14 protein-coding genes are annotated in these 22,528 nt (G+C 74.2%); 4 read left to right on the plus strand and 10 right to left on the minus strand.

The genetic code is table 11. The features are described 5' to 3' along the window. Positions 1–42 precede the first annotated feature (42 nt). Both ACIGXX_RS05755 and ACIGXX_RS05760 read right to left on the minus strand, forming a co-directional pair. Positions 43–1,308: a cytochrome P450 gene (locus ACIGXX_RS05755; RefSeq protein ID WP_399974300.1), complete on the minus strand. Its 1,266-nt coding sequence runs from the start codon at positions 1,306–1,308 to the stop codon at positions 43–45. A 76-nt stretch (positions 1,309–1,384) separates the two neighbouring features. After that, a complete protein-coding gene (locus ACIGXX_RS05760) occupies positions 1,385–2,176 on the minus strand; it encodes an alpha/beta fold hydrolase (RefSeq protein WP_399974303.1) in 792 nt (263 codons plus the stop codon). Between the two features lie 204 nt (positions 2,177–2,380). On the opposite strand from ACIGXX_RS05760, the gene ACIGXX_RS05765 reads away from it, so the two are divergent. From ACIGXX_RS05765 to ACIGXX_RS05780, 4 genes are all read left to right on the plus strand, one after another. Continuing rightward, positions 2,381–4,723 (plus strand): GTPase-associated protein 1-related protein, encoded by a 2,343-nt coding sequence (locus tag ACIGXX_RS05765; RefSeq protein WP_399973097.1) that lies wholly within the window; start codon positions 2,381–2,383, stop codon positions 4,721–4,723. A gap of 126 nt (positions 4,724–4,849) precedes the next feature. After that, entirely contained in the window at positions 4,850–5,509 is a 660-nt protein-coding gene (locus ACIGXX_RS05770) for a tellurium resistance protein (RefSeq protein ID WP_351159337.1), read from the plus strand. After that, the gene (locus ACIGXX_RS05775; protein ID WP_383817231.1) at positions 5,506–6,435 is read left to right on the plus strand and encodes a PP2C family serine/threonine-protein phosphatase; all 930 of its coding nucleotides are present in this window, start codon (positions 5,506–5,508) and stop codon (positions 6,433–6,435) included. The genes ACIGXX_RS05770 and ACIGXX_RS05775 overlap by 4 nt, the downstream gene beginning before the upstream one ends. Further along, positions 6,429–7,787 carry a protein kinase gene (locus ACIGXX_RS05780; RefSeq protein WP_351158460.1) on the plus strand — a complete coding sequence of 453 codons (1,359 nt, stop codon included), beginning with the start codon at positions 6,429–6,431 and terminating at the stop codon, positions 7,785–7,787. The genes ACIGXX_RS05775 and ACIGXX_RS05780 overlap by 7 nt, the downstream gene beginning before the upstream one ends. A gap of 45 nt (positions 7,788–7,832) precedes the next feature. Here the strand turns inward: ACIGXX_RS05780 and ACIGXX_RS05785 are convergent, their stop codons facing one another. The 8 genes from ACIGXX_RS05785 to ACIGXX_RS05820 all read right to left on the minus strand — a co-directional run bounded on the left by ACIGXX_RS05785 (position 7,833) and on the right by ACIGXX_RS05820 (position 22,524). Next, positions 7,833–9,956, minus strand: coding sequence for a hypothetical protein (locus tag ACIGXX_RS05785; protein ID WP_399973101.1), 2,124 nt, complete (start codon positions 9,954–9,956; stop codon positions 7,833–7,835). 3 nt (positions 9,957–9,959) lie between these two features. Beyond that, positions 9,960–10,442 (minus strand): hypothetical protein, encoded by a 483-nt coding sequence (locus tag ACIGXX_RS05790; RefSeq protein ID WP_351158465.1) that lies wholly within the window; start codon positions 10,440–10,442, stop codon positions 9,960–9,962. Beyond that, entirely contained in the window at positions 10,439–11,932 is a 1,494-nt protein-coding gene (locus ACIGXX_RS05795) for a hypothetical protein (protein WP_399973105.1), read from the minus strand. Before ACIGXX_RS05795 ends, ACIGXX_RS05790 begins: the two co-directional genes overlap by 4 nt. Then, entirely contained in the window at positions 11,929–13,737 is a 1,809-nt protein-coding gene (locus tag ACIGXX_RS05800) for an Hsp70 family protein (RefSeq protein WP_399973108.1), read from the minus strand. Before ACIGXX_RS05800 ends, ACIGXX_RS05795 begins: the two co-directional genes overlap by 4 nt. Then, positions 13,734–15,875 carry an Hsp70 family protein gene (locus tag ACIGXX_RS05805; protein ID WP_351158472.1) on the minus strand — a complete coding sequence of 714 codons (2,142 nt, stop codon included), beginning with the start codon at positions 15,873–15,875 and terminating at the stop codon, positions 13,734–13,736. Before ACIGXX_RS05805 ends, ACIGXX_RS05800 begins: the two co-directional genes overlap by 4 nt. Next, positions 15,872–16,327 carry a nucleotide exchange factor GrpE gene (locus ACIGXX_RS05810; RefSeq protein WP_351158474.1) on the minus strand — a complete coding sequence of 152 codons (456 nt, stop codon included), beginning with the start codon at positions 16,325–16,327 and terminating at the stop codon, positions 15,872–15,874. The genes ACIGXX_RS05805 and ACIGXX_RS05810 overlap by 4 nt, the downstream gene beginning before the upstream one ends. Before the next feature lie 66 nt (positions 16,328–16,393). After that, on the minus strand, positions 16,394–16,762 hold the full coding sequence (locus ACIGXX_RS05815) for a hypothetical protein (RefSeq protein WP_399973113.1): 369 nt from the start codon (positions 16,760–16,762) through the stop codon (positions 16,394–16,396). Beyond that, the gene (locus ACIGXX_RS05820) at positions 16,759–22,524 is read right to left on the minus strand and encodes a CHAT domain-containing protein (RefSeq protein WP_399973116.1); all 5,766 of its coding nucleotides are present in this window, start codon (positions 22,522–22,524) and stop codon (positions 16,759–16,761) included. The genes ACIGXX_RS05815 and ACIGXX_RS05820 overlap by 4 nt, the downstream gene beginning before the upstream one ends. Positions 22,525–22,528: the final 4 nt, after the last annotated feature.

Below are 22,528 nucleotides of genomic sequence, written 5' to 3' on the forward strand. Positions count from 1 at the left end.
CCGTATCCGACGCCTGCCCGGTGCCACTCGCGCCGGTGCCGCCTACGCCGACAGTCCCACCCGCACCGACTTCAGACCGTTGATGAAGTTGGACACCAGCCGCACCGGCGGGCCCGCCAGTTGGGGCGGCGCGGTCTGTGCGGCGCGGAACTCCTCGTACAGGACGCGGAGTTGGAGCCGGGCGAAGTGTGCGCCCAGACAGACGTGCGGGCCCTCGCCGAAGGAGACGTGGGGGTTCGGGGAGCGGGACAGGTCCAGGCGGTGGGGGTCCGCGAAGACGCGTTCGTCGTGGTTGGCCGACGCGTGGAAGACGACCACCTTGTCCCCGGCGCGGACGGCCCGGCCCGCCAGCGTGGTGTCCCGGGCGGCCGTGCGGCGGAAGGTAAGCACGGGAGGGTGGTGGCGCAGGAGCTCGTCCACGGTGGTGGCGACCGGGGCCTCGCCCTCGCGAAAGCGGCGGTACTCGTCCGGATGCTCGGCGAACGCGAGGAGACCGCCGGGCGCCGCGCCCCGCACGGTGTCGTTGCCCGCCACGGTGAGCAGGAAGAAGAACATCTCCAGCTCGGGACCGGTCAGTTCGGGGTCCGTCGCGAGGGTGGTCATGATGTCGTCGGCGGGCGCGCGGCGCTTGTGCGCCGCCAGCTCCTGCGCGTAGCCGAACATGTCGCGCAGCATCGCGGGCGAGCGGGGATTGAGTGGCTTGCCGTCCGTGTCGAGTCTCAACTCTCCCGCTTCGTCCGGGTCTTGGTAGCCGATGACACGTTGCGTCCAGCGCAGGAGCAGACCGCGGTCGCTCTCGGGCACGCCGAGCAGGTCGGCGAGGTTGAGCAGGGCGTAGTCGTCGGTGACGGCGGTGACGAGATCGCAGGTTCCGTCGTGGGCACGGGCGCGGGCCGCCGCCCCGGCAAGCAGGGTGCGGGCCCGGTCGCGGGCGAGGGACTCGAAGCGCTCCACGCGTCCGGGCGTGAACGCGCGACTGACCAGGCGCCGCAGCCGACCGTGGTCCGGCGGGTCCTGGTTGAGCATCATGCGGCGGATGAACGGCAGGTCGTCCGGGTCGGGATCGCGGATCTGGGTGGCGCCCAGGTGCGAGGAGTACGTGGCGTAGTCCTTCAGGACGCGGACGACGTCCGCGTGCCGCGTGACCGCCCAGAAGCCGGGCCCCGCAGGCCAGCCGAGCACCGGCGGCTCGTCCTGCCACGCCACGGGGTGCAGGTCGCGGAGCAGGCGGTAGCGGTCGTGCGGGACCCCGGCCGCGTACTGCCGCGGGTCGAACACATCGGGCACGGCGGTGAGTTCACCGTCCACGGGTGCGGGGATCGGCCCGCTCGCCTCGCTCGGCGGCCGGTTCACGTGTCCGTACGCCCATGAAGCGCTCGTACGTTCATGACGCGCCGCCGCCGTCCTCGCCGTCCGCCCGCAGGAAGTCCTCCACGGCGCGGACGAGGGCGAGCGGCGTCTCGTCCATCGCGTAGTGGCCCGCCTCGGGGAGTTCGGTGAGCTCGGCGCGCGGGTACCAGCGCAGCCACGTCCGGCGCATCAGATCCGCGCCGAGCGCCGGGTCCAGGGCCCCGACCACCGCGAGCGCCGGCACGGTCGCTCCCTCGATCCGCTCGTGGAAGTCCTCGCGCGCCCAGGAGTCCAGCCAGGCCCGGAAGGCCTTCGCGTCGCTGACCTCCAGGGAGCGCGCCACCATGCGGTCGAGCCAGGCCGCGGGGCGTACGCCGCCGGTGGTGACGTCGAGGATCGCGCGGCGGTTCTCCGGCAGCCGGTCCGCTTCGGAGAACAACTCCCATTGCTCGGGCGGAAGTTCGAGGCCCGAGGCGGGAACGGGCGATACGCCGACCAGCCTGCGGACCCGGTGCGGGGCGGCCGCGAGGACCCGCTGGGCGACGCTGCCGCCCATCGAGTGGCCGATCAGCGAGAACCGGTCCCAGCCCAGGCGGTCGGCAAGGCCGACGACGTCGGCGGCTCCCTCGGAGGTGGTGTACGCGCCGGTGGTGTCCTTCGCTTCGCCGTACCCGCGCAGGTCGACCACCGCGTACTGGAACGAGGCGAGGTCGAGGTCCGCGAGCACCGGCGCGTACGCCGAGCGGTCGGCGAACCAGCCGTGCACGGCCATCACCTTGTGCGGGCCGTCACCCAACAGGGCATGGGGGAGCGGGAAGGAGGCCACGGCGACTCCGATCAGCGTCAGCACCAACGTCGGGAACGGGCCGGTGGATGGGCCCGCGCACCACCGTGGCCCCAACGCACCCGTACCGCAAGGGCGCACGGCGTCACCCGGGAGTGGGACACGGGTGAGTCACGTGCGTCCCGTGGAAAGGGGAAACTTGGCGGACGGCCTGCGATCGGGGCGCGCGGGTGGTCAGAATGTGGCATGGCCATCCGCCGTCTCAGCTACCGGCTCGACGAGGAGCCGGACACCGGAGCCGTCCGTCTGATCCCCGCACCGCAGGGACCGCAGGAGCAGGAGAAACAACAGAGTCTGGAACCAACGGAGTTGGCCGCCCTTGTGCTGGCCGTCGGGCACCGTCAGGGCCTCAGCCGCAGCAGGCTCCCGGACGGCGGCAGCCTGCTCTGCAGCACGGCCGCCGATCGTACGAACGCCGACCGTACGACTGCCGGTGGTGCGTCCGGTGGGCTTCGCGTCGACGTCGCGTACGCGGACAGCCCCGCCGAACTTCCCCGGCCCTTACGTGATGTCGCCCCGGAAAGCCTGACCGCCTTCGCCCGCGCGCACGCCGACCGCGTAGAACCCTTCCTGGCCGACGTGCGCCGGCTGTTCGACGAGCGGGCCGGCCGGCAGATCGTCGTCGCCGAGCACGAACCGGAGGCCGTGGCCCACTGGGTCGCCCTCGCCTGTGCCTCGCTGCCCGACGCGTACGCCGTCTCGCTGACGTTCAGCACCTGGACCGCGAAGCCGCGGCGCGCGCCGCAGCAGATCCTCGGCATCGGGCCCGACGCTGACTTCGACCGGTTCGACGGGCCGACGCTCGACCACTTCTACCGCGTGCACGACGGGGTCGGCGGCCAGGGAAGCACGCCGGTGCCCGACACCTGGGCCGAGGTGACCGCCCGGCAGTGGATCGAGGGGACACCGCCCGAGCCGGGCGCCGACGACGACCCGTTCGCGCTGACCGGCCCGACCTTCGACGTACGGCAGTTGGCCGCGATGTCCGGCGAGGCCCGCCGCGACATCGTCAGCGCCCATGCCGCGTCGGTGGCGCGGGAGAGCGCGGGCAGTCCCGTCGTCGACGAGCTGTACGCGCTGTGCCGGGACCTCGGCGACGAGGACCGCGCCGCGGCCGAGCCGCTCGCCCTCGCCCTGGTCCGGCACTACGTGGCGGTGGCCGAGGACCAGGGCACACTGCCCGACATCGCCGCCTGCGAACGGCTCCCGCTGAGCACCGAGGCCTGGCTGAGCCTTCGCGGCGAGCTCGGCGGGCGCGCGGACGACGCGCTGCGCCGCAGGCTGCGCGAGCCGGTGCGGACCTGGACCGAGCCGCTGCGGCTGGCGCTCGCCATGGGCGCGGACGCGGGGCGCGGCCTCGACGAGGCGATGGAGCGGCTCGCGAGGGCGCTGCTCAACCCCGGGCGGCGCGAGTGCGCCGAAGCCGTCGAGGTCCTGGAGGCCCTTGGCCACACCGGTCTGAACCGGCGGGTCCTGAAGCTGCTCGCCCAGAACCTCACGGGTCACAAGCTGGACCGGCTGCGCGACTTGGCCGACGCGCCGCAGGGCAGGTGGCTGCTGAAGCACATCGACGACGCCCCCCTCGCCGTCCGTCTCGCCGAGGCGGCCGCACGCTGGCGCAGGGAGCCCGGCGGGCCGCGCGGCGCCGAGCTGTTCGGCGCGCTGACCGAGCTGCTGCCGGGGCGGCGGGTGAACGACGCCGAGACGCTGCGGCTGCTGTGGCGCCTGGTGTGGGGCGGTCGGCAGCCCGACCGGGTCGACGTGATGCGGCTCGCAAGGACCTGCACGGCGCGCCTGATCATCGAAGCGGGCTTCGGCATCCGTCTGGTGGGCTGGCTCAAGGAGCCGGACCGGGTCGACAACGAGCTGGTGGACCTGGCGCGGGCGCTGCTCGCCGAGCGCCTCGGCCCGCGCGAGCAGGCCACCGCCGAACTCCTGGTACTGGCCGCCGACTTCGCCGAGATGCGGGTTCCCGTGGACCGCGCCGTCGACCAGCTCATCGGCCGGATGCGGCGGGCGTCCCCCGTCCATGTCGTCCTGCGCAAGGGGATCGACGAACTGGTCGCCCGCGGCCTTTCCCGGCTGGATCCGGTCGACCTGTGCCGCTCTCAGGGGCTGCGGTTCCTGATGAACGCGGAGAGCGGCCTGCTGCGGCAGTACCGCGCGCGGCTCCTCGACGACGGCGTACGCGAGGGGCTGATCCACGCACTGCCGCACCAGCCCGCGCACATCGCCGCGCTCTACCAGGCGTGGCGCCCGCGCCACGGGCGTGGAGTCACGGTGGAGTGGCAGCGGGTCAGCGACGAACTCCTGTCGCAGATCCTGGCTCCCGTGATGCCCGGGCTCGACGAGTGGACGCTGAGCCAGGTCGCCACGGAGCTGGCCCGCCTCGCGCACGGGCGGGGGCAGCAGCGCGTCCAGGAGTGGAACGCGTGGCGCAACCGGCTGACGGAGGCGCAGGGCCCGCCAAAGCCGCAGGGACCGCCGGGATCCTGCCCCGGCCACGACTGCGGCCACCCGGCCCCCTAGAACCTCGGCCCCCGAAAAAGACCTGATCCACAGAGAACGCGCGAGAGGACCAGCGTGAGGAAGACCAGCGACACCAGTGTGACCGTCAAGGCCGCCCAGGCCGCCGACAACTTCCCCGGCGGCAGCATGGCGAACCGCCCCGTCCATTTCATCTGGATGCTCGACTGCTCGGGCTCCATGGGCGTGAACGGCAAGATCGGCGAGCTGAACTTCGCCATCCGCGAGGCCATCCCCGAGATGCAGCAGGCGGCCGAGTCCAACCCGGCCGCCTCCCTGCTCGTACGCGCCATCTCCTTCGCCAGCGGCGCCAGTTGGCATGTGGGCGAGCCGACCCCGGTGGACCAGTTCGCGTGGGACGACGTGCACACGTACGGCGGCACCGACATGGGCGCGGCGTTCAGGCTCGCGGCGGGCGCGCTGCAGACCCCGCCGATGCCGCAGCGCGCGCTGCCCCCGGTGCTCGCGCTCGCCTCCGACGGGCAGCCCACCGACGACTGGCGGGCGGGCCTGCGCGAGATCGACGCGACGCCGTGGGGCAAGCGTGCCGTACGCGTCGCGGTGGCCATCGGGGACGACGCGGACAAGAGCATGCTCAAGGAGTTCCTCGGCAACCCGGAGCTCGAGCCCCTCCAGGCCAAGAACCCCCGCCAGCTCGCCGCGGCCATCCGCTGGATGTCGACGGCCGTCGTGAAGGACGCGTCGACGCCGAAGGTCGAGGACGCGAGGCCCGCGTCCCCGCTGGGACCGGCGCCGCTGACCAAGGACGACGAAGACGACATCTGGTGAGCGGGCCCTCGACACCGGAAGGTGCGCCTTCGGCACCGGAGCGGACTCGGGCGGGGACCGGCGGCTGGGCCATCATCGGCGCCACGGTCAAGGGAGTCGGCAAGAAGTACAGCCAGGACAGCGGTGGCGCCTTCTCCGTGGCGGAGGGACGCGCCGCGGTGCTCACCGTCGCCGACGGGCACGGCTCCGGCGCGCACTTCCGCAGCGACCTCGGCTCCCAGTGGGCCGTCGAGGAGTTCACCGCGTGCGCCGAGGACTTCGCGCGGGAAGTGGTGCGGGTCGGCGCCGACGCGACGGGCTGGACCGGCCTGCGGGCCGAGGCCCGCAGGCTGCCGCAGCAGGTGGCGCACCGCTGGCGCGAGCGCGTGCTCCTGCACGACTGGAACTCCCCGGCGCACGGCGGACGCCTGCTGCCGGACGCGGCCCGCGATGCGCCCGACCTCGCCGTGTACGGCAGCACTCTCATCGGCGCCGTCCTCACCGAACGCATGTTGTTCTGCTGGCAGTTGGGTGACGGTGACATCGTCCTGGTCGACGCGGACGGCACCCCGCACACACCGCTCTCGACGGGGCCCGACATGGGGGACGAGACGGACTCGCTGTGCGAACCGGAGCCCTGGCGCAAGATGCGGTCGCACTGGCAGCCCTTCACCGCGGGTGCGCCACCGGCCGTGCTCATGTCCACCGACGGGCTCTCCAAGAGCTTCGCCGACCACCAGGGGTTCCTGGACTTCGCCACCGGCGTCACCGAGCGCGCCGCGGTGCAGGGCGTGCCCGCGGTGCAGGCGCAGCTGGCGGACTGGCTGGAGCGCGCCGCCAAGTACTCCGGCGACGACACGACGTTCGTGGGCGCGTTCGCGGCCACGGCACCCGCTGGGCCCGAAGGCTCAGCCGAACAGGAAGCCGAGAAAGGAACCGCATGGTGAACGGCATGCTCGCCGCCGGAAAGACCCTGGTGGCCGAGTCGGGGGAGAAGGTGACGGTCGCCGAGCTCTTCGGCTCCGGCGGCCAGGGCGAGGTCTACCGCGTGACGACGCCACAGGGCGATCGCGCGCTGAAGTGGTACTACCCGCAGCTGGCCGACGCCCGCCAGCGGCAGATCCTCGAAGGGCTCATCGCACGCGGCTGGAGCGACGACCGCTTCTTGTGGCCGACGGCCATAGTCCTCGACCCCGAGGGCCCCAAGAGCGGCGCGGCGGGCTTCGGCTATCTCATGGACGTACGGCCCGCCCGCTTCCAGGACCTGCCCGCGCTGTTCCGCCGCGATCCCTCGGTGTCCGCCGCGACGATGCGCACGCTGGTCACCGTGGCGCTGCACACCGTCGAGGCCTACCGCTCGCTGCACTCCAGGGGCATCGCCTACCGCGACATCAACTGGGGCAACATCTTCTTCGACCCGCGCACCGGGGACGTCCTGGTCTGCGACAACGACAACGCGGTGGTGGAGGGCGAGTCCGCGGCCGTCGCCGGAACGATGGACTTCATGGCGCCCGAGCTGGTCCGCCGCGACAAGGGGGCCCAGCCCGGCACACAGACCGACCTGCACTCGCTCGCGGTGCTGCTCTTCCTGCTCCTGATGAACGACCACCCGTTCAACGGCGCGCAGGCCCTGCAGATCCGCTGCATGGACGAAGCGGCCAAGCGCCGCCTCTACGGCACCGATCCGGTCTTCGTCTACGACCCGTCCGACGCCCGCAACCGCCCCGTCCCCGGCGAGCAGCCGACCGTGCTCGCCACCTGGGGCGCGCTGCCGCCGATCCTGCGCGACCTGTTCATCCGTACCTTCACGGAGGGGGTACGGACACCGGTCAAGCGGGTGCGCGAGTCGCAGTGGTGCGACGCCCTGAGCCAGGTCCTCGACGCCATCACCCAGTGCGGCTCGTGCGGCAAGCAGAACCTCACGCAACCGGACGGCGCGGCCCCCGACTGCTGGAAGTGCGGTCGCACGCTGGTGCTTCCGCCCCGGCTCGAACTGGTCACGGGTACGGGGACGTCGCGCACCCGGCGCGGCATCCGGCTCGCCCCGAACGCGCGGGTCTACGCCCATCACCTGGTCGAGTACCCCGAGCGGCACGACTTCCGGGCCGTCGTGGGCGAGGTGACCGAACACCCGCAGAACCGGGGCAGGTTCGGGCTCACCAACCACACCAAGGACGTGTGGACCGCGCGCAAGGACGACGGGACCGTGCGGGACGTGGAGCCGGGGCGGACGATCGCCCTGCGGGCCGGGCTGCTCCTGGAGTTCGGGGGCGGGGCGGAGGCGGAGGTGCGGGACTAGGCGGGACCAGGCGGGGCTACAAGGGGCGGGCGGGGCCAGGCGGGGCTAGAAGGGGGCGGCGGGTGTCTGCTTCGGACGCCACCGCCGCCACCACGTCCGCCACCAGGGGGCGGACGTGGGCGCCGCCACCGGCACCGGTGGCGGCGCGGCGGGCAGCACGGCCAGCGCGGAGGGCGCCCCGATGGCCACGGCGTCCGGCCGTGGCAGCGCGGTCACGGTGAAGCGGCACTCCGCCGGGGAGACCTGGAGCGCCACGCCCTGCCCCGAGAGGTGCTGGCTGCGGGCCACGCGCCGCTCACCGCCGCGTACGCCGTCCTCCCAGGAGATGAGCGTGAGCACGGCGGGCTCGGGCCAGTCGAACCGCAGCTCGGCGCGGTCGGCGGCCACCCGCCGCACCTCCAGGTCCCGTACCTCGCCCTGCCGTTCGACGACGACGTTCGGTCCGGAGACGGCGCGGTCGCCAAGGACGCTCACGGCCGTCATCCGCAGCCGCTCACGGGGCGGCGGCAGCACGTCGACGGAGGTGGCCGGCGCCCCGGCAGGCGGCGTCCCGTCCGGCGAGGCGAGGCGGCCGACATGCTCGGACACGTCCGCGCCCGGCGGCACGGGGTGCGTGAACCACGGCACCAGGTGGCCCTCACCGCGCGACGGCGGTCGCCACGCGATGCGCACGCGGCCGTCGTCGAGGCGCCGGACGCTGAGTTCCTCCACCGGTGAGGGCCAGCGCTCGACGCGGGCGGTGACGGTGCGCCCCGGCGACCAGACGAGACGGCCGGTGGGCCCCGGGTAGCCGCACCGCACCTCGTAGACGTACAGGCCGACGGCCAGCGGCGTGTCCAGGAGTTGGTCGTGCTCGCAGAACACCCGCTGTCCCGGGCCGCTGTCGCCGTCGGCCGTCCGCACGACACGGACCTCCAGGGCCGCCGGGTCGGGGCGCCACCGCACCCGCACGCCGTCCGGCACCGCTTCGACGCGCAGCTCCGCGACGTCCGGGGTGAGCAGCACCCGCGCGGTGACGCGCGGCACCCCGGCGACGCGGCCCCGGAGCATGGGGAACACGGCGTAGCGCAACGGCCGTCCGGTGGGGGGATCGAGGTCGACCGCCGCGAGGGCGGTGCCGTCCGCCGACACCTCGACGGCGTGCTCGGGCGCGCCCTCGACGTACCGGAGCACGCGGTACGACACCGTGTCCCGGCCACGGCTCGGGGCGCGCCAGGACAGTCGTACGGTCCGGTCCCCGACGGCGGCCGTCACCTCGGACTCCGCAGAGGCGCCGGGTCCGTCGGCCAGGAGAGCGGCTACGCCCAGGAGACCCGCCTGCGCGTCCACGTCGTCGCGCGCCTGCCGCAGGGCGCCGAGCCAGGCGTCGGCGGCGGACCGGAGGTCGCCCCGGCTCGCCGACTCGGCTGCGGTGCAGGTGAGGTGGTGGACCTCGGTGGACCGGGCGTGGAGGGCGTCGAGCAGGGCAGCCAGCACGTGATCCGTGGGCGCCGGGGGAATCAGCCCCGCGAGCCGCTCGGCTTCGCGGAGACGGGTGCCCGGCCAGATGTCGTTGAGGGTCTCGGCGGCGTCCCTGGCCTCGCCCGCCGCCGGGAAGCGGACCGCGGCGACGGCGTCCACGAGCGGCCCCGCCTCGGCGCGGTGCACGCCGAGGGCGACGGCGTGCGCGGCGGCGGGCGGCGAAGCCCCGGACTTCTTCTCCGTGGTGCCGTCGCTCAGCCGGCAGCACAGCTCCCACAGCACGATGCGGCGCAGGCCCATCGGGTCGTCGCGCACGACGGTCTCCAGGACGTCCACGACGGCCGCCGCGTCCATGGCGCGCGGGTGCGCCGACGCGAGCCACCGGGCGCGGGACTGCTGGACGTACGCCAGGTCGACGCGCTGCCACAGGCCGCCGCGGGCGGGGAACCACAGGCCGTCGAGGACGCGGAAGCCGTCGTCGGTCTCGGCCTGCGGCAGGGTGCCGAACAGCGCCTGCGTCGACTTCCCCGACGCGTGCGCGGGCGCGGGGGCGCGCAGGGCGTCGGCCGCGTGCCGGAAGCCCAGTTTCCTCATGGTCGCGTGTAGTTGGACGTAGCCGCGCATCGCGGGGAAGGCGGGCAGGCTCGGCAGGGGGAGCCCGGAGAGGCCGTCGTCCGGCGGGCGATCGCCGGGGTGCCAGTTCGTCATGGGTCAGCCGCCCGGCGTCGTGTAGAAGTACACCCTGACCTTCGCCGTCGACGCGGGGTCGCCCAGGTTGTGGAAGTCGTCCGTCGCCGTCTTCTTGGTGAACATGCCCGGACGGCCCTTGCCGAGCAGCGAGTTGACGCGGTGCGCGTACGCCTCGCCGTTCCTGGAGCCGCCGAACGTCAGCACCAGCGCCGCCTCGCGGTCCGCCCACTTCCCGGTGTTCTTGTGGATCTGGGCGGTGAGATCGCCCTTGTCGGTGCCCTTGACCCGGAACTCCTCCGGTTGCAGCTCCACCGAGCGGGGGCCCGTCGGGGTGGGTGACGCGGACGGCGACGGCTTCGTGCCGTCCTTGGCCCTGGGGCGGTCGGCCAGGGGGTCGGGGCGGTCGGCCATCGACACCAGGGCGAGGACGAGGAGCAGATCGGCGAAGAGCCACCCCGCGAGGACCACCACGCTGATCCGCCCCCGGCGCCGCGGTCGGCTCACGCGTCACTCCTGCCGGGCGCCTGGTGCGGGGGTTGCGGCGGCGCGTCGGCGGGCTCGACGGGGTCGACTGGTTCGGCGGGGGAGGGGATGCGACGCCCCCGGGCGGGCAGGACGCGGGTCGCCTCGCTGCGGAGGCTGTCGTCGGCGTCATCGGCGGGCCCGTCGGCGCCCTGCCCGTTCGAGCCGCCGCCCGCAGCGCCGTCGTTCACGTCGGCTCCGTACCCATGGCCCCCGAAGGGGTCGCCGTTGGAGCCGGCGCTCGAACTGCCGCCCCAGGCGTACCCGTTCCCCTCGCCTCCGGTCGACGCGGGCACGGTCGCCGTCCCCGGCAGGGCAGACGCCTCCGGCAGGGCAGACGCCCCCACCAGCACCCCGATCCGCGCGTCGAGCCGCGCCGCCGCGTCCTGCCAGTGCGCCGCCGCCGCGTCCCACCGCTCCGTCGCCTCGCGCATCCCGTCCACCGCGTCGCCCGTGCGCCCGGTGCTCGCGACCAGCGCCTGCGAGGCCCGGTCGGTGGCCGCGGCAACCGACTCCGACTTGATGACCAGCGACTGCTGGGCCGCTATCAGCGACCGCAGGGAGGTCTCGACGGTGTCGCCCGCCGCCTTGACGCGGTCGGCGATCCCGCGCGCCGCGTCCGCCTCGGCCACGCTCGCCCTGTCCGCCGCCGTCCGGCCGTCGCGCAAGGTCTGCTCGATACGGGATGCCGCGACGCCCAGCTTCGGCACTTCGAGGGTGAGCGCGTCCGCCGCGGCCTTCAGGGCGTCGATGGACCTGCTCACCGCCGTCGTCGTGCCGGTCAGCGCCCTGTGGCTGGTCTCCGCCTTCGACGCGAGCTGCCGCATCTGCGTGGCCGCCTTGGTCAGCTCGGAGGTGAACTGCTGGGGAGACGCGCTCCGATGCGGGGCGAGCAGCATCTGCGTACGCGTGAGGACGGACGCCAGCTCGGCGAGCAGCCGTTCCCGCTCGCCCTGCTGTTCCGTCTCCTCCCGGTCGGTGCGAGCCCGCACCCGCGCGTGCCACACCGAGAGCAGGACGAGGAGGGCGATCAGGAGCACCGCCATCAGCGCGACGTTCTCGAAGCGGCCGAGGGCCGACAGGTGCCCGCCGAAGCCGGACTGCCACAGCTGGAGGAAGGGCCGCGTCGACTCCTTGGGGTCCTCCTTGCTCAGCTCACCGTAGGCACGCACCGCCTCCCGCAGCCCGAACCACGTCACCAGGAGCGGGATGAAGACGAGGATGCCGAGCGCGGCCTCCAGGCGCCCGTCGTGCCGCACGGCCTGCCCGGTGGGCGGCGTGAGCACGCTCTCGGGGCGTACGTAGGCGTCCACGAGGTCCACCTCGGCCCACCGGTCGAGCTGGTGCTCCGGCTCCAAGTCCTGCGCGAGGACCTTCAGCTCCGCCGACCGGGGCGCGAGTGATGGATGGGCTGCCAGACGCTGCAACTCGTCGACGAGTCTCTGCTTGTCCAGCAGTTCTGCGGGCGTCAAACGCTTCCCCCTGTTCTCGGGCCTCGCCGGTTGCTCCCGTCGCGGTTCAACCGCCGCAACAGGGCCTCGGCATCGGCGTGTTCAGGATTCCATGTGAGGCACTTCCCCAGGGCCTCAATCGCCTCATCGCGACCCCCGAGACGCTGTATTTCGACCGCGTGCCGGTAGGTGCGCTCGGCGAGCAGCCCGCGCACGCGTTCACTGGTCGGGTCGTGGCTGTACGCGCACCGCAGCCACCGCTCGGCGTCGGGGAAGTGCCGGGGTGCCGTGTCGGCCATCGCGGCAGCGCAGTGCACGTCGATCATCGCGTCGAGCACGTCGGCACCGGCGGCCTGGGTGGCCACCCCCAGCCACGCCGCGTGCGAGGCCTGCACGGCATCGTCGTACCGTCCGAGTTCCAACAGGTTCTCCGCACGCGCCAGTTGACGCAGCGCCAACCGGTCGGCGGGCGGCGGCGTGTCCGGCTCATCGGCCACCTGGCGTGCTTCCGCTGCCAGGGTCTTCAGCAGCGCCCCCGCCTCCGCGGCGATCTCCCGCAGCAGCGCCACCGCCTCCTGCGTGCGCCCCTGCCCCGCGAGCGCCCGCGCCCGCTCCACGTCCCCGAGCGGCGCCCCCCGCCCCGGCTCCCCGCTCCCGCTCCCGACCCCGACCCCGACCCCGACCCCGACCCCGACCAGCGTGGCCGTCAGGGCGGGCGCCTCCGAAAGCGTGTCGTCGGCCGGATCGGCGGGCTCCAGCGGGCCCTCCTCGAGCGCGGCGGCCCCGGCGGCGCCGCCCGCGAGCCGCACCGCGTGCTTCAGCGCCCCCAGGGCGAGCAGCTCGGGCGGCGCCTGCACCCGGTGCCCGCCGAGCTCCGCCACCCCCGAACCGACCTGCTCCATCAGGGTGTTGCCGCCCGTCAGGAGCAGCGTGTCGACGTCCGCCGGCGTCATCCCCGACTGGTCGAGCAGCGACCGCGCGCGGTCCACCGTGCGGCGCACGTGCAGCGCGAGGTAGGCGTCCAGATGGGGCCGCGTGATCCGCACCTCCAACGGCGGCCCGGTGCCGACGTCCAGGGACAGCTCGGCGGCCCCCGCGCTCCCCGGCCTGCTCAGCGCCTCCCGCGCCTCCTGCGCCCCCGCCCGCAGCGCGAGCCACAGCTCCGGGTCCACCCCCGACACCGATCCGGGGCCCCGGTGCCTGCGCAGCAGTCGTACCGCCGACGAAAGCACCTCCCCGTCGAAGGCGCGCCCGCCCGAGGTCGCCGCCCCCTCGTGGCCGAGCGCGCGATAGTGCCCCCGCACACCGCGGACCAGGCCGATCTCGAACCCCTCGTACCCCATCCCGTACACGAGGAAGGTGCCGCTGTCCCGCTCCGACGCGTGCCCGACGACCGCGGCCATCGCGTCGCTGATGAGCCGAGCGGGCCCGAGCCCCGCCTCCCGCGCCGCGTCCCGAAGCGCCGCACGCTGCGCCGACTGATAGCCCGCGGGCACGCTGATCACGGTCTGCGCGACCGTCCCCTCCGCCTCCGCCTCAAGACGCTCCCGCAGCAGCCCCAGCGTCCGCACCACCAGGCGCTCCGGCGGGAACGACGTCCCCCGCACCCGGACGGGCCGCCCGCTGCCCAGCCTGCTCTTGAGGCCGGGGAAGGAGACGGGCAGCACGCCCGCGGGCGCCGGCTCGCACAGCGGCCACGGCCAGTCGCCGACCACCGCGTCGAGCCGCCGCGCGGGCTGGCCGGGCAGCGCGAACAGTGCGCGCAGGCCCGTACTGCCGAAGTCGAGCCCGAGGCACACGGGGGCGCGCCCCACCGCTTGTGTCATCCGTCGACCGTGTCTTCCCCGACCTGGAGGATGCCGCCGTAGTCGGGCCGGTCGGGCAGCTGCTGCACCCGCCGCTCGGACTGGGCCACCGCCACCAGGCTGCGCAGGTTGCGGGCCTGCTGCGCGGTCTGCACGCGGTTGCCCTGCCGGTGGGCCTGCTTGACGAAGTCGACCGCCTCGTTGATCTGCCGCACCGTGTCCGGCGGCGCGCCCTCCGAGGCCAGCTCTGCCTGCCGGAACTGGCTCGCCAGACCGCACTGGTGGAACACGTCGTCGAGCAGCAGCTCGGTGAGCCGCTTGTACTCGCCGCTGTCGCCCATCGCCGCGGCCCGCTGCGCCTGCTCGATGTCCCTGCGCACCTTCATCGCCTGCACCGGCTCGATGTAGGTGCCGTACCGCTTCAGGAAGTGGTCGGCCTCCCGCTCGGCGTACCCCAGTTCCTCGCGCAGCACATGGCTGTCGACCTCCGCGCCCGTCTCCGGCGGCGGGGTCCGCGGCCGCTCCCGGTTCGGGGTCGCCTCCAGGGTCATGTCCGTGCCGCGCACACTGATGCGTACGGTGATGATGCGGTCGGCGGAGTAGTTGAACGACACGTCCACGTGCCGGTTGACCTCGATCTCCTGCGGCAGGTCGAACTCGACGACGCCCTGCTCGTGGTTCTCGCTCGCCACCTGGCTGTCGCCCTCGTAGACCGGGACGCGGATGCGGCGGCTGTCGGTCGCGTGGAAGGTCCGCTGCCGGGGCTCGGGCAGCGGATAGGGCGATCCCGCCGGGATGATCTCGACGAACACGTCGCGCTGGGAGCCCTTGACCGCGGCGATCCCCATCGCCATGGGCGTCGACTCGTACAGGCCCGTCGAGCCGACCGGGCGGGCGTTGACCAGGCTCTCGGCGCAGTCCTCACAGGTCTGCGCGGAGTCGTCGTTGACCTTCGCGCACTGCGGGTCCGGGCACTCCACACCGTCCAGGGTCTCGGCGAGCACCCCGGCGCCGAACGCGACGCACTCCATGGGGTTGATGTTCCTGCGGACCTTGTCCTTGCCGAAGAACGCCTCGACCGCCTCGTAGACGGGCCGCGTGAGCGTGCCGCCGCCCACCAGGAGCACGTCGGAGATGTCCGTGGGCGCCAGTTCGTAGCGGCCCAGGGTCTCCCTCACCAGGTCCATCGTCCGGGACACCAGCGGCGCGATCATCGCGTTGAACTCGCCCTGGGAGAGCGTCATCTCGACGTCGAGCACGCCCTTCTGGCTGCGGTAGGCCGCCGGGATCACGATGTACGTCTCGTCGAGATCGTTCAGCTCCCGCTTGGCGCGCTCGGCCGCCTTCTTCGCCTGAAAGAGGAACGCCTTGTCGCCCGAAGGATCGACCTGGTGCTCGTCCCGCATCCACTGGATGATCCGCTCGACGATGGCGAGGTCGAAGTCGTCGCCGCCGAGCCAGATGTCGCCCGCCGAACGCAGCACCTGGAACTGGCTGTTGCCCTCCCGGTCCTTGACCGCGTTCAGGACCGAGATGTCGAAGGTGCCGCCGCCCAGGTCGTAGACCAGGACGCGGCTGCGCTCGCCGCCCGGCTTGTGCAGGCCGAAGGCGACCGCGGCGGCCGTCGGCTCGTCCACGATCTTCTTCACCACCAGGCCCGCACGCTCGGCCGCCTCCCGGGTCGCGGCGCGCTGGGCGTCGCGGAAGTACGCGGGCACGGTGATCACGGCGTGCGTCACCTGCTCGCCCAGGGTCCGCGTCGCGTCCTGGACGAGCTTCTCCAGGATCATCCGGGAGACCTCGGCGGGCGTCAGCGTCTTCTCGCCGAGCACCACGTGGGCGCGCGGGTCGTCGTCGGGCCCCGGCACGATCTCGTAGCTCAGCCTGCCGCGCGCCTCCGCCACCGAGGTGTCCGCGAAGTCCCGGCCCATCAGGCGCTTCACGGACACCACCGTGTCCTTGGGCTGCCTGATCGCCCAGTTCAGCGCGTCCTCGCCGACCAGCGGCTGGTGCGGGCGGTCCTGCCGGGCCAGGCCCACCACGGACGGGGTGAGCCGCTCGCCCTTGCTGTTGGTGAGCACCGCGATGTCCGCGCGGTGCGGGTCGTGGGCGGCGACCGCGCTGTTCGTGGTGCCGAGATCGATGCCGATGGCCTTCATGAACGCTCCGTTCCCTGCTCGGCGTCGCCGGGCACGGCGACAACTACCCGGGCGGCGCGCAGGACGTGCCCCCGGTATCGGTATCCGCGCTGCAGAATCTCCAGGACCTCGTCGTCGGCCGCTCCGGGCGCGGTGCGGACCTCGGCGACGTGGTGGGTCGCCGGATCGGCGCGCTCGCCGACCCGGCCCACGGGCTCGACCCCCTGTCCTGCCATGGCCGTTTCGAGCTGCCGGGCGATCAGCTCCAGGCTGCCGCGGTACGCGGCCGGGTCCGGCGCCGTCCCCGCGGCGAGCAGCCGGTCGAAGGAGTCCAGGGTGTCGGCGAGCACGAGGAGCAGCTGTTCGGTCAGCGCGCGATGGGCGGCGTCCCGCGCGGCGATGGCCAGGGAGTTCTCGTAGGCGAGGCGGGCGGCGGTGGCCGTCGTCGCGGGGGACGGGTCCTGCGTACTCATCGAAGGCGGGCTCCTCGGGGGTCTCACTCGGGGGACTCAGGGGTCTCGGGGGTTCAGGGGCGGGCGTCAGGTGTCGAAGGTGATGAGGTCGTCGAGGAGGCGCGCGGTTTCCTCCGGGAGCGGGAATGTGGGCGGGCCGGCCGGAGTGGAGGGCCCGGCCGCCGCGAGCGCGCGGTCGAGCTCCGCGACCGCCGCGGGCAGCTCCGTCGCCAAGTCCACGTCGTAGAGCAGCAGTTCGGCCACCATGCGGCGGCGTACGACGCGCAACTCGTCCCACGCCTGCTGGGTGACCGGCGTCATCAGGCGCCGGGCGAGCAGCTCGAAGGAGACGTCCTGGAGGTCGGCGTGCGACGTGCCGGGGGTGACGCCCACCTCGGCGAGCGCGTCGTAGGGGAACGGGCCGCCGTCCCAGCCCGTCGCCGGGTCCTTGATCACGGAGCCTCGACCCCTTCCTGTGTTTCGTGGTCCTCGTTGTCGTGCGTCAGCGCGTCGAGCCTGCGCAGGACGGCGTCGAGCAGGGCGCGCCGGATGCGGCTGTTCGTCGGGTCGGCGCGGGTGGCGCGGATCAGATGGTGCAGGGTCCGCTGGATGTCGCCCCGACTGAGGGACTCCTCCGCGCGGTCCGTCAACCACGCCGCCCAGGCGGCCAGTTCACCCTCGTCGGGCGGCGTCTCCTTGCTGTCGCTGCGCATCAGGTCGCGCAGCCCGTCTACCCCGAGGTCCTGCGCCAGGAGCCGCTCCAGTTCGTCCAGGGCCTCGCCGAGCGTCTCCCGGTAGCCGTGGGTCAGGGCCTGCCCCAGGCCCACGTCCAGGAGGCCGAGCGCCTCGTGGAGGATCTTCAGGCGGCCCGGGATCGTGTACGTGTGCGCGTCCAGGGTGAAGACCAGGGCGCGCGCCAGGTTGTCGCGGGCGTGGCTGGACGCCGGGTTGAGCGTCAGGGCACGGCGCAGGTCGGCCTCGGCTCCATAGGCGTCGGAGCGCATGCCGTACTTGGTCCGGGTGTAGCCGCGCCACACCCCGCGCATGGACAGCAACGCCGAGAGTTTCGCGTCCAGTTGGTCAACCAGGTCGCGGTCGAGCGGGTGCAGGAGGGGCGGTACCGCCTCGACGAGCGTGACGGCCTCGTCCAGACACTCGCCGCGCTGCGCGCCGTCCCGGTCGGCCAGGGCCTCGACACGGCCGAGCACGGTGCCGACCACCGCCTTCTTGCTGCGGGCCTGCATCCCGGCGTGCCGGGACACGCGCACGAGCTCGGCCCACTCGTCGAGCGCGCGGTCGAGGCCGCCCGCGCCGTCGGCCAGGGCGGTGCGGGCGAGCGCGAGACGGACCCGCACGGCCAGCTCGACGCCGTCCTGGAGCAGCTTGGTCCGCCGCTCCGGCAGATGGACGTACGCGGGATTGCGGCGCAGGAAGTCCTGGCAGTGCGCGCACGCCTCGATGTGCTCGGCCGGCACGGGGTCCGACGCCGGGCCCGCGCAGTCGGCGGGCAGCGTGGTGAGGGTGGCGAAGGCGGGCAGCGCGCGCAGGGCGGGCTCGAACTTGTGGACTTCGGAGAGGCCGAAGCTCCGCGCCAACTCCGAGAAGGCCCAGCGCAGTTCGCGTACCGCGTAGACGCCGGGGTCCCTGCCCTGCTCGGCCGCCGCGTCCAGGGCGGCGGCGAGCGCGCCGAGCGGTGCCTCCAGGTGGAGCAGGCGCAGGTAGCGGGGGCCGCAGGCGACGGGCGCGGAGCCCGCGCCCGGGATGTCGCGCAGGCCGCCCATGTCCTTCAGTACGCGGGCCGCGCCCAGCTCGGCTTCGAGGACGGCCGCCAACTCCTGGTAGGCGGCGGCCTGTTCGGGGCGGTCCTGCTCGGTGTGGCGCTGCTCGCAGACGGACAGCTGCCCGAAGAGGTGCTGGCTCAGTTCGAGGCGCAGCTGGGCCATGTCCTCGCCCGGCAGGTCCCGTTCGTAACAGGCGGCGCGCTCGGCGCGCCAGCCGTCCCAGTACTCGTCGTCGCTCAGGAGCGTCGCCCAGTAGGCGAGCGCCGACTCCCAGGCGGTGACCGCGTGCTCCCAGGCCCCGCTCTGCTCCAGCTCCTGCGCCTGCCAGAGCCGGGCGGCGGCGAGTCCATGGACGACGGCCATGTCGCCCGGAGCCGCCGCGAGGCGCCGCTCCCACTCGGCGGCGGCCGCTTCCCTGTCCCGGGCGAGCAGCAGCAGAAGCGGCGCGTCCTGCGGGAAACGCTCGCACAGATCCCCCAGCAGCCCGGCCCCCGCGCCCTCGTCCGGCGAGAGCCCGGCCATCGCGTCGCGCAGCGCGGCGGGGGAGTGCCACCGGTACAGGAGCGCGTCCAGCTGGAGCCGCCGTCCCGGAAGCCGCAGCCGGTCCCAGGCGACGCGCTCGGACCAGGTCATGCCGCCGCGTTCGAGGAGCGTGTACGAGGCGTCGTTGACGACGTCCATGGTCGCGCCGGGATCGACGCCCGCGTCCCGCAGCGCGAAGTACGGATACGTGTGATCACTGGACGCGAAGGGGTCGGCCACGAGCGGGGCGCTGGTGAGCCCGTCGGCCCACGGCAGCAGTTCGAGCAGCCGCCGGAGCCTGCGGCACCGCGCGTCGGCCCGGTCGAGGCCGCCACCGGCCCGCTCGTACGCGGCGACGGCATCGCTCCACCGTCCGTCCGACTCCAGCAACCGCCCCTGCGCGTACGCGAGATGGGCTTCGGCGTCCCGGTGCCCCGCACACCGCCGGAAGGCGTCGACCGCCTGCCGCCAGTCCTGGTGGGCGTCGGCCAGGCGCCCGCGCGCGTAGGCGCCGAGCGCGGCGGCGTCCCGGTGGTCCCCGAGCGCGGCGGCCTCTTCCTGGACGCGGGCCCAGTCCCCCTCGGCCTCGGCGAGCCGCACCCGGGCGTACCTCTTGCGCCCCGCGGCGTCCCCGAAGGCTCCGGGCCCGGCCTCCACGGTACTGACGTCGGCCTCCACGGCGCCGAAGGCCGCCACGACGGCACGCCACTCCACGGCGCTCGCGGCGGCGGCCTCGGCGATCCGCGCCCGCGCGTACCGCCGCCGCACCACGGCATCGGCCCAGCCGTCGGGCAGCGCCTCGTAGGCGAGGAAGGCGTCGCCCCAGGCGTCGGCGAGCTCGTGGGTCCGGGCGAGGGCGTAGCGGTGCAGGTGGTGGGGTTCGCGGTCGTCGCCGCCGTCCGCCTCTCCTTCTGCCTCCTCCGCGGGAAGCCCCCGTGCGTAGATCTCGCAGGCGCCCGCCCAGTCGCCCGACGCCTCCGCGAGGCGGCCCTCCGCCTTGCGCCGCAGGGCGCCGACCGCTCCGGCGCGGCCCGTGTCGGGGACGTCGGCCAGCAGGCTCAGGACTGCGCCCCAGTCGCCGCGCAGTTCGGCGGCGACCCGGGCGCGCGCGTAGCGGCGGCGGTCGCGCACCTCGCCGTGGGCGTACGTGTCGGGCAGCCGCCCGAAGCCGTCGATCACCCCGGCCCACTCGGCGCGGGCGTCGGCGACCCGCCCGCGCGCGTACAGGAGGCGGTCGGGCACGTCCAGGAGGTCCGACGACAGCCGGGTGAAGCAGTCCAGCGCGTCCTGCCAGCGCGACTCGTCCTGGCAGTGGCGCCCCTGGGCGTACGTCCGCAGCGCGTCGGCGTCCTCGAACCCGCAGCCCGCCGGGGCCGGGCCCGCCGCGACGCACTCCGCGAACGCGTCCGCGGCCTTCGTCCAGTCGCCGCCGCCAGCCGCCATCTGGCCCTGGACGTAGCACCTGCGTGGCCGCACGTCGCGGAAGTCGGGGGGCAGCAGATCGAGGCCCGCCAGCGCGTCGGCCCAGCTCCCGACGCCCGCCGCGTCCAACGCCCCCTGGTACGTCCGCTCCCGCAGCCCGCTCAACCACGGCTCCGCGTCCCATCCTTGAGCGGCGGCGGCCTCCAGCTCGACCAGCGCCTCCGGCCAGGCCTCCCGGTCGGCGGCGCCCCGGCCCCGCGCGTACCGGAGCCGTACGCCCGCGTCCAGGAAGCCACCGGCGGCGGCGAATCCCTCGGCCGCCTCGGCCCAGGCCTGCCCGGCCTCGGCGAGGCGTCCGGTGGCGTAGGCGTGCCAGGAGGTCGGGTCGGGGCCGGGGCTCTCGGCGGGGCCCTCCCCGCGGCTTTCGCAGGGCCGCGCCACGCCGCCGCCCTCCGTGAGCGCCTCGGCCTCCCTGAGCGCCTCGCCCTCCCTGAGCGCCTCGGCCTCCGCTTCCGCCTCCGCGAACGCCGACCGCGCCGCGCCCCACTCCTCCGCATCGGCCGCCGCCCGCCCCCGTACGTACGCCGCCCGAGCCGCGGAGTCCGCAACTCCCCGGCACGCCGCGTACCCCGCCTGCGCGGCGGCCCACTCCCCGGCCTCCTGCGCGATCCGGCCGTCCACGTAGGCGGCGCCCGCCATGGCGCCCGCATGGTCGGAGCGCCGGACGAGGACACCGGTGTACGCGGCTGCGGCGGCCGCCCAGTCGGTGCGGTGGCGGGCAAGGTCGGCGGTCGCCAAGGCCTCGGCCAGATGGAGTTCGTCGCGGGCGGCGGCGAGGCGCGACGCCGTGTCCCTGATGCCCGCCGGGTGCGCGGCGAGCAGTTCCTCGTACCGCGCGATCGCCTCGGCCCAGTCCCCGGCCTCCTCGGCGGCGCGCGCCTGCTCGGCGAGCCCGGAGAGGTGCCGGAGCCGCTCCACCTCCGCCGCGAGGCAGGCCGGGGGCGGCCCTGGCAGCGCGTCACGGAGGGCCGCGAACTGCTCCACGACGGCGTCCGTGTCCCGCTCCGCCGCCAGCAGCACGCAGAGCTTCTCCACCTCCCCCCAGGCGAGTTCGAACGCCGACTCCGCCCGCAGCCGCCGCTGCTCGTCCTCGAACTGGCGGGTCTCGGCCCGCAGGGTCCGCTGCACCTGCGCCCACTGTCCCAGGTCGCGCTGGAACCGCGCCGCACCGATCAGGACCGTCGAGTCGACGTGTCCGACCGGGCTCTGGAAGGCTCGCAGCGCCTCCGCGCCCTCGCGCAGCGGATCGGCCACGGCGCCGCCGTCGTCCCGCACCTCCCGCGCCTTGAACAGCCAGCCCTGCCGACAGGACTCGTGCAGGAACAGCGCGGGCGTCGCCCACTCCACCGCCGTGTGTCCCGGCAGATGCGAGATGCGGCGGCGCGCGGCGCCCATGGCCTCGTCGACGGTGCGGTTCGCCGCGAGCCCCTTGAACAGCTCCGGGCTGAACTGCCCCGCCGACACGTCGCTCACCCGCCCCCGCATCGCCACCACGGCGGGCACGCCCCCGCCGATCAGCGCCTGGGCGAGCCCGGAGAAGGGCTCGGCGAGCGAACTGTCCGCGCCGGAACAGAGGTTGAGCGCCACGAGACGCAGCCCCGGCGCCTTCAGGAGGATTCCGCTGAGCAGGTCGGCGGGTACTCGGTCGACGCCGCCGCCCTCGGTCTCCAGGGCCACCACGCCCTTGCCGAGTTCGTGGTCGTACGTCCCGTGCGCGATCAGGAGCAGGGCCGTCGGCAGCGGGGAGTGGGCGCCGAGGGCCGCCTCCAGGCTCTCGCGCGTCGCCCGTTCGAGCACCGTGGTCTGCACGGCCACCTCGGGCAACTCATGCCGCAGGGCCGCCACTTCGGTGTCGGGTCGCAGGGGCGGCAGGCTCGGGTCGACGGGCGACGCGCAGGCCACGAGCAGCCGGATCAGACTGGGCTCGTCCGCGGGTTCGGGGAGCCGCTGGCCCAGCGGGCCACCGGGCAGCGAACGCACGAGTGAGTAGCCGTGATGGAGGGCGAGCGACTGCTGCGGCTGACCCGGCGGCGCGCACAGCGTCTCCAGCGGCAGGTCGCGCAGCTCTCGCGGCACGTCGAACCGGATTCGCAGCCCGCGCGCGGGCCGCATCCGCTGGGCCCGTTCCAGCGCGAGGCCGACGCAGGCGCCGACGCCCTCAGGGAGCGGCTCGCCTGCGCACCTGCCCTCCCCGAAGAGCAGCCGGAAGACGGCACGGCCAAGACCCCTCAGCTGCGCCACCGTGTGCTGCTCGCCCATGGGGGCCAGGCCCAGCTCGGCCGAGATCAGCTGGTCCCACTGGGCGCGGAACGCTGCGGGCTCGCCGTTCACCGCGATCACTTCGGTGGCGGTCGCCGGGCCGTTGGCGGTGACGAGGTAGCGGGAGGTGCCGATGGGGCGGATGCGGATGCGGAGTTCTTCGTAGTGGAGCATCGAC

Origin of the sequence: Streptomyces sp. NPDC055243 (genome assembly GCF_044544025.1) — a bacterium.
Classification (GTDB): Bacteria; Actinomycetota; Actinomycetes; order Streptomycetales; family Streptomycetaceae; genus Streptomyces.

Bases quoted from the DNA above. Each gene is read 5' to 3' on its own strand.
- ACIGXX_RS05765 (WP_399973097.1), top strand. From the start codon at position 2,381: ATGGCCATCCGCCGTCTCAGCTACCGGCTCGACGAGGAGCCGGACACC.
- ACIGXX_RS05770 (WP_351159337.1), top strand. From the start codon at position 4,850: ATGGCGAACCGCCCCGTCCATTTCATCTGGATGCTCGACTGCTCGGGC.
- ACIGXX_RS05780 (WP_351158460.1), top strand. From the start codon at position 6,429: ATGGTGAACGGCATGCTCGCCGCCGGAAAGACCCTGGTGGCCGAGTCG.
- ACIGXX_RS05785 (WP_399973101.1), bottom strand. From the start codon at position 9,956: ATGACGAACTGGCACCCCGGCGATCGCCCGCCGGACGACGGCCTCTCC.
- ACIGXX_RS05800 (WP_399973108.1), bottom strand. From the start codon at position 13,737: ATGACACAAGCGGTGGGGCGCGCCCCCGTGTGCCTCGGGCTCGACTTC.
- ACIGXX_RS05805 (WP_351158472.1), bottom strand. From the start codon at position 15,875: ATGAAGGCCATCGGCATCGATCTCGGCACCACGAACAGCGCGGTCGCC.
- ACIGXX_RS05810 (WP_351158474.1), bottom strand. From the start codon at position 16,327: ATGAGTACGCAGGACCCGTCCCCCGCGACGACGGCCACCGCCGCCCGC.
- ACIGXX_RS05820 (WP_399973116.1), bottom strand. From the start codon at position 22,524: ATGCTCCACTACGAAGAACTCCGCATCCGCATCCGCCCCATCGGCACC.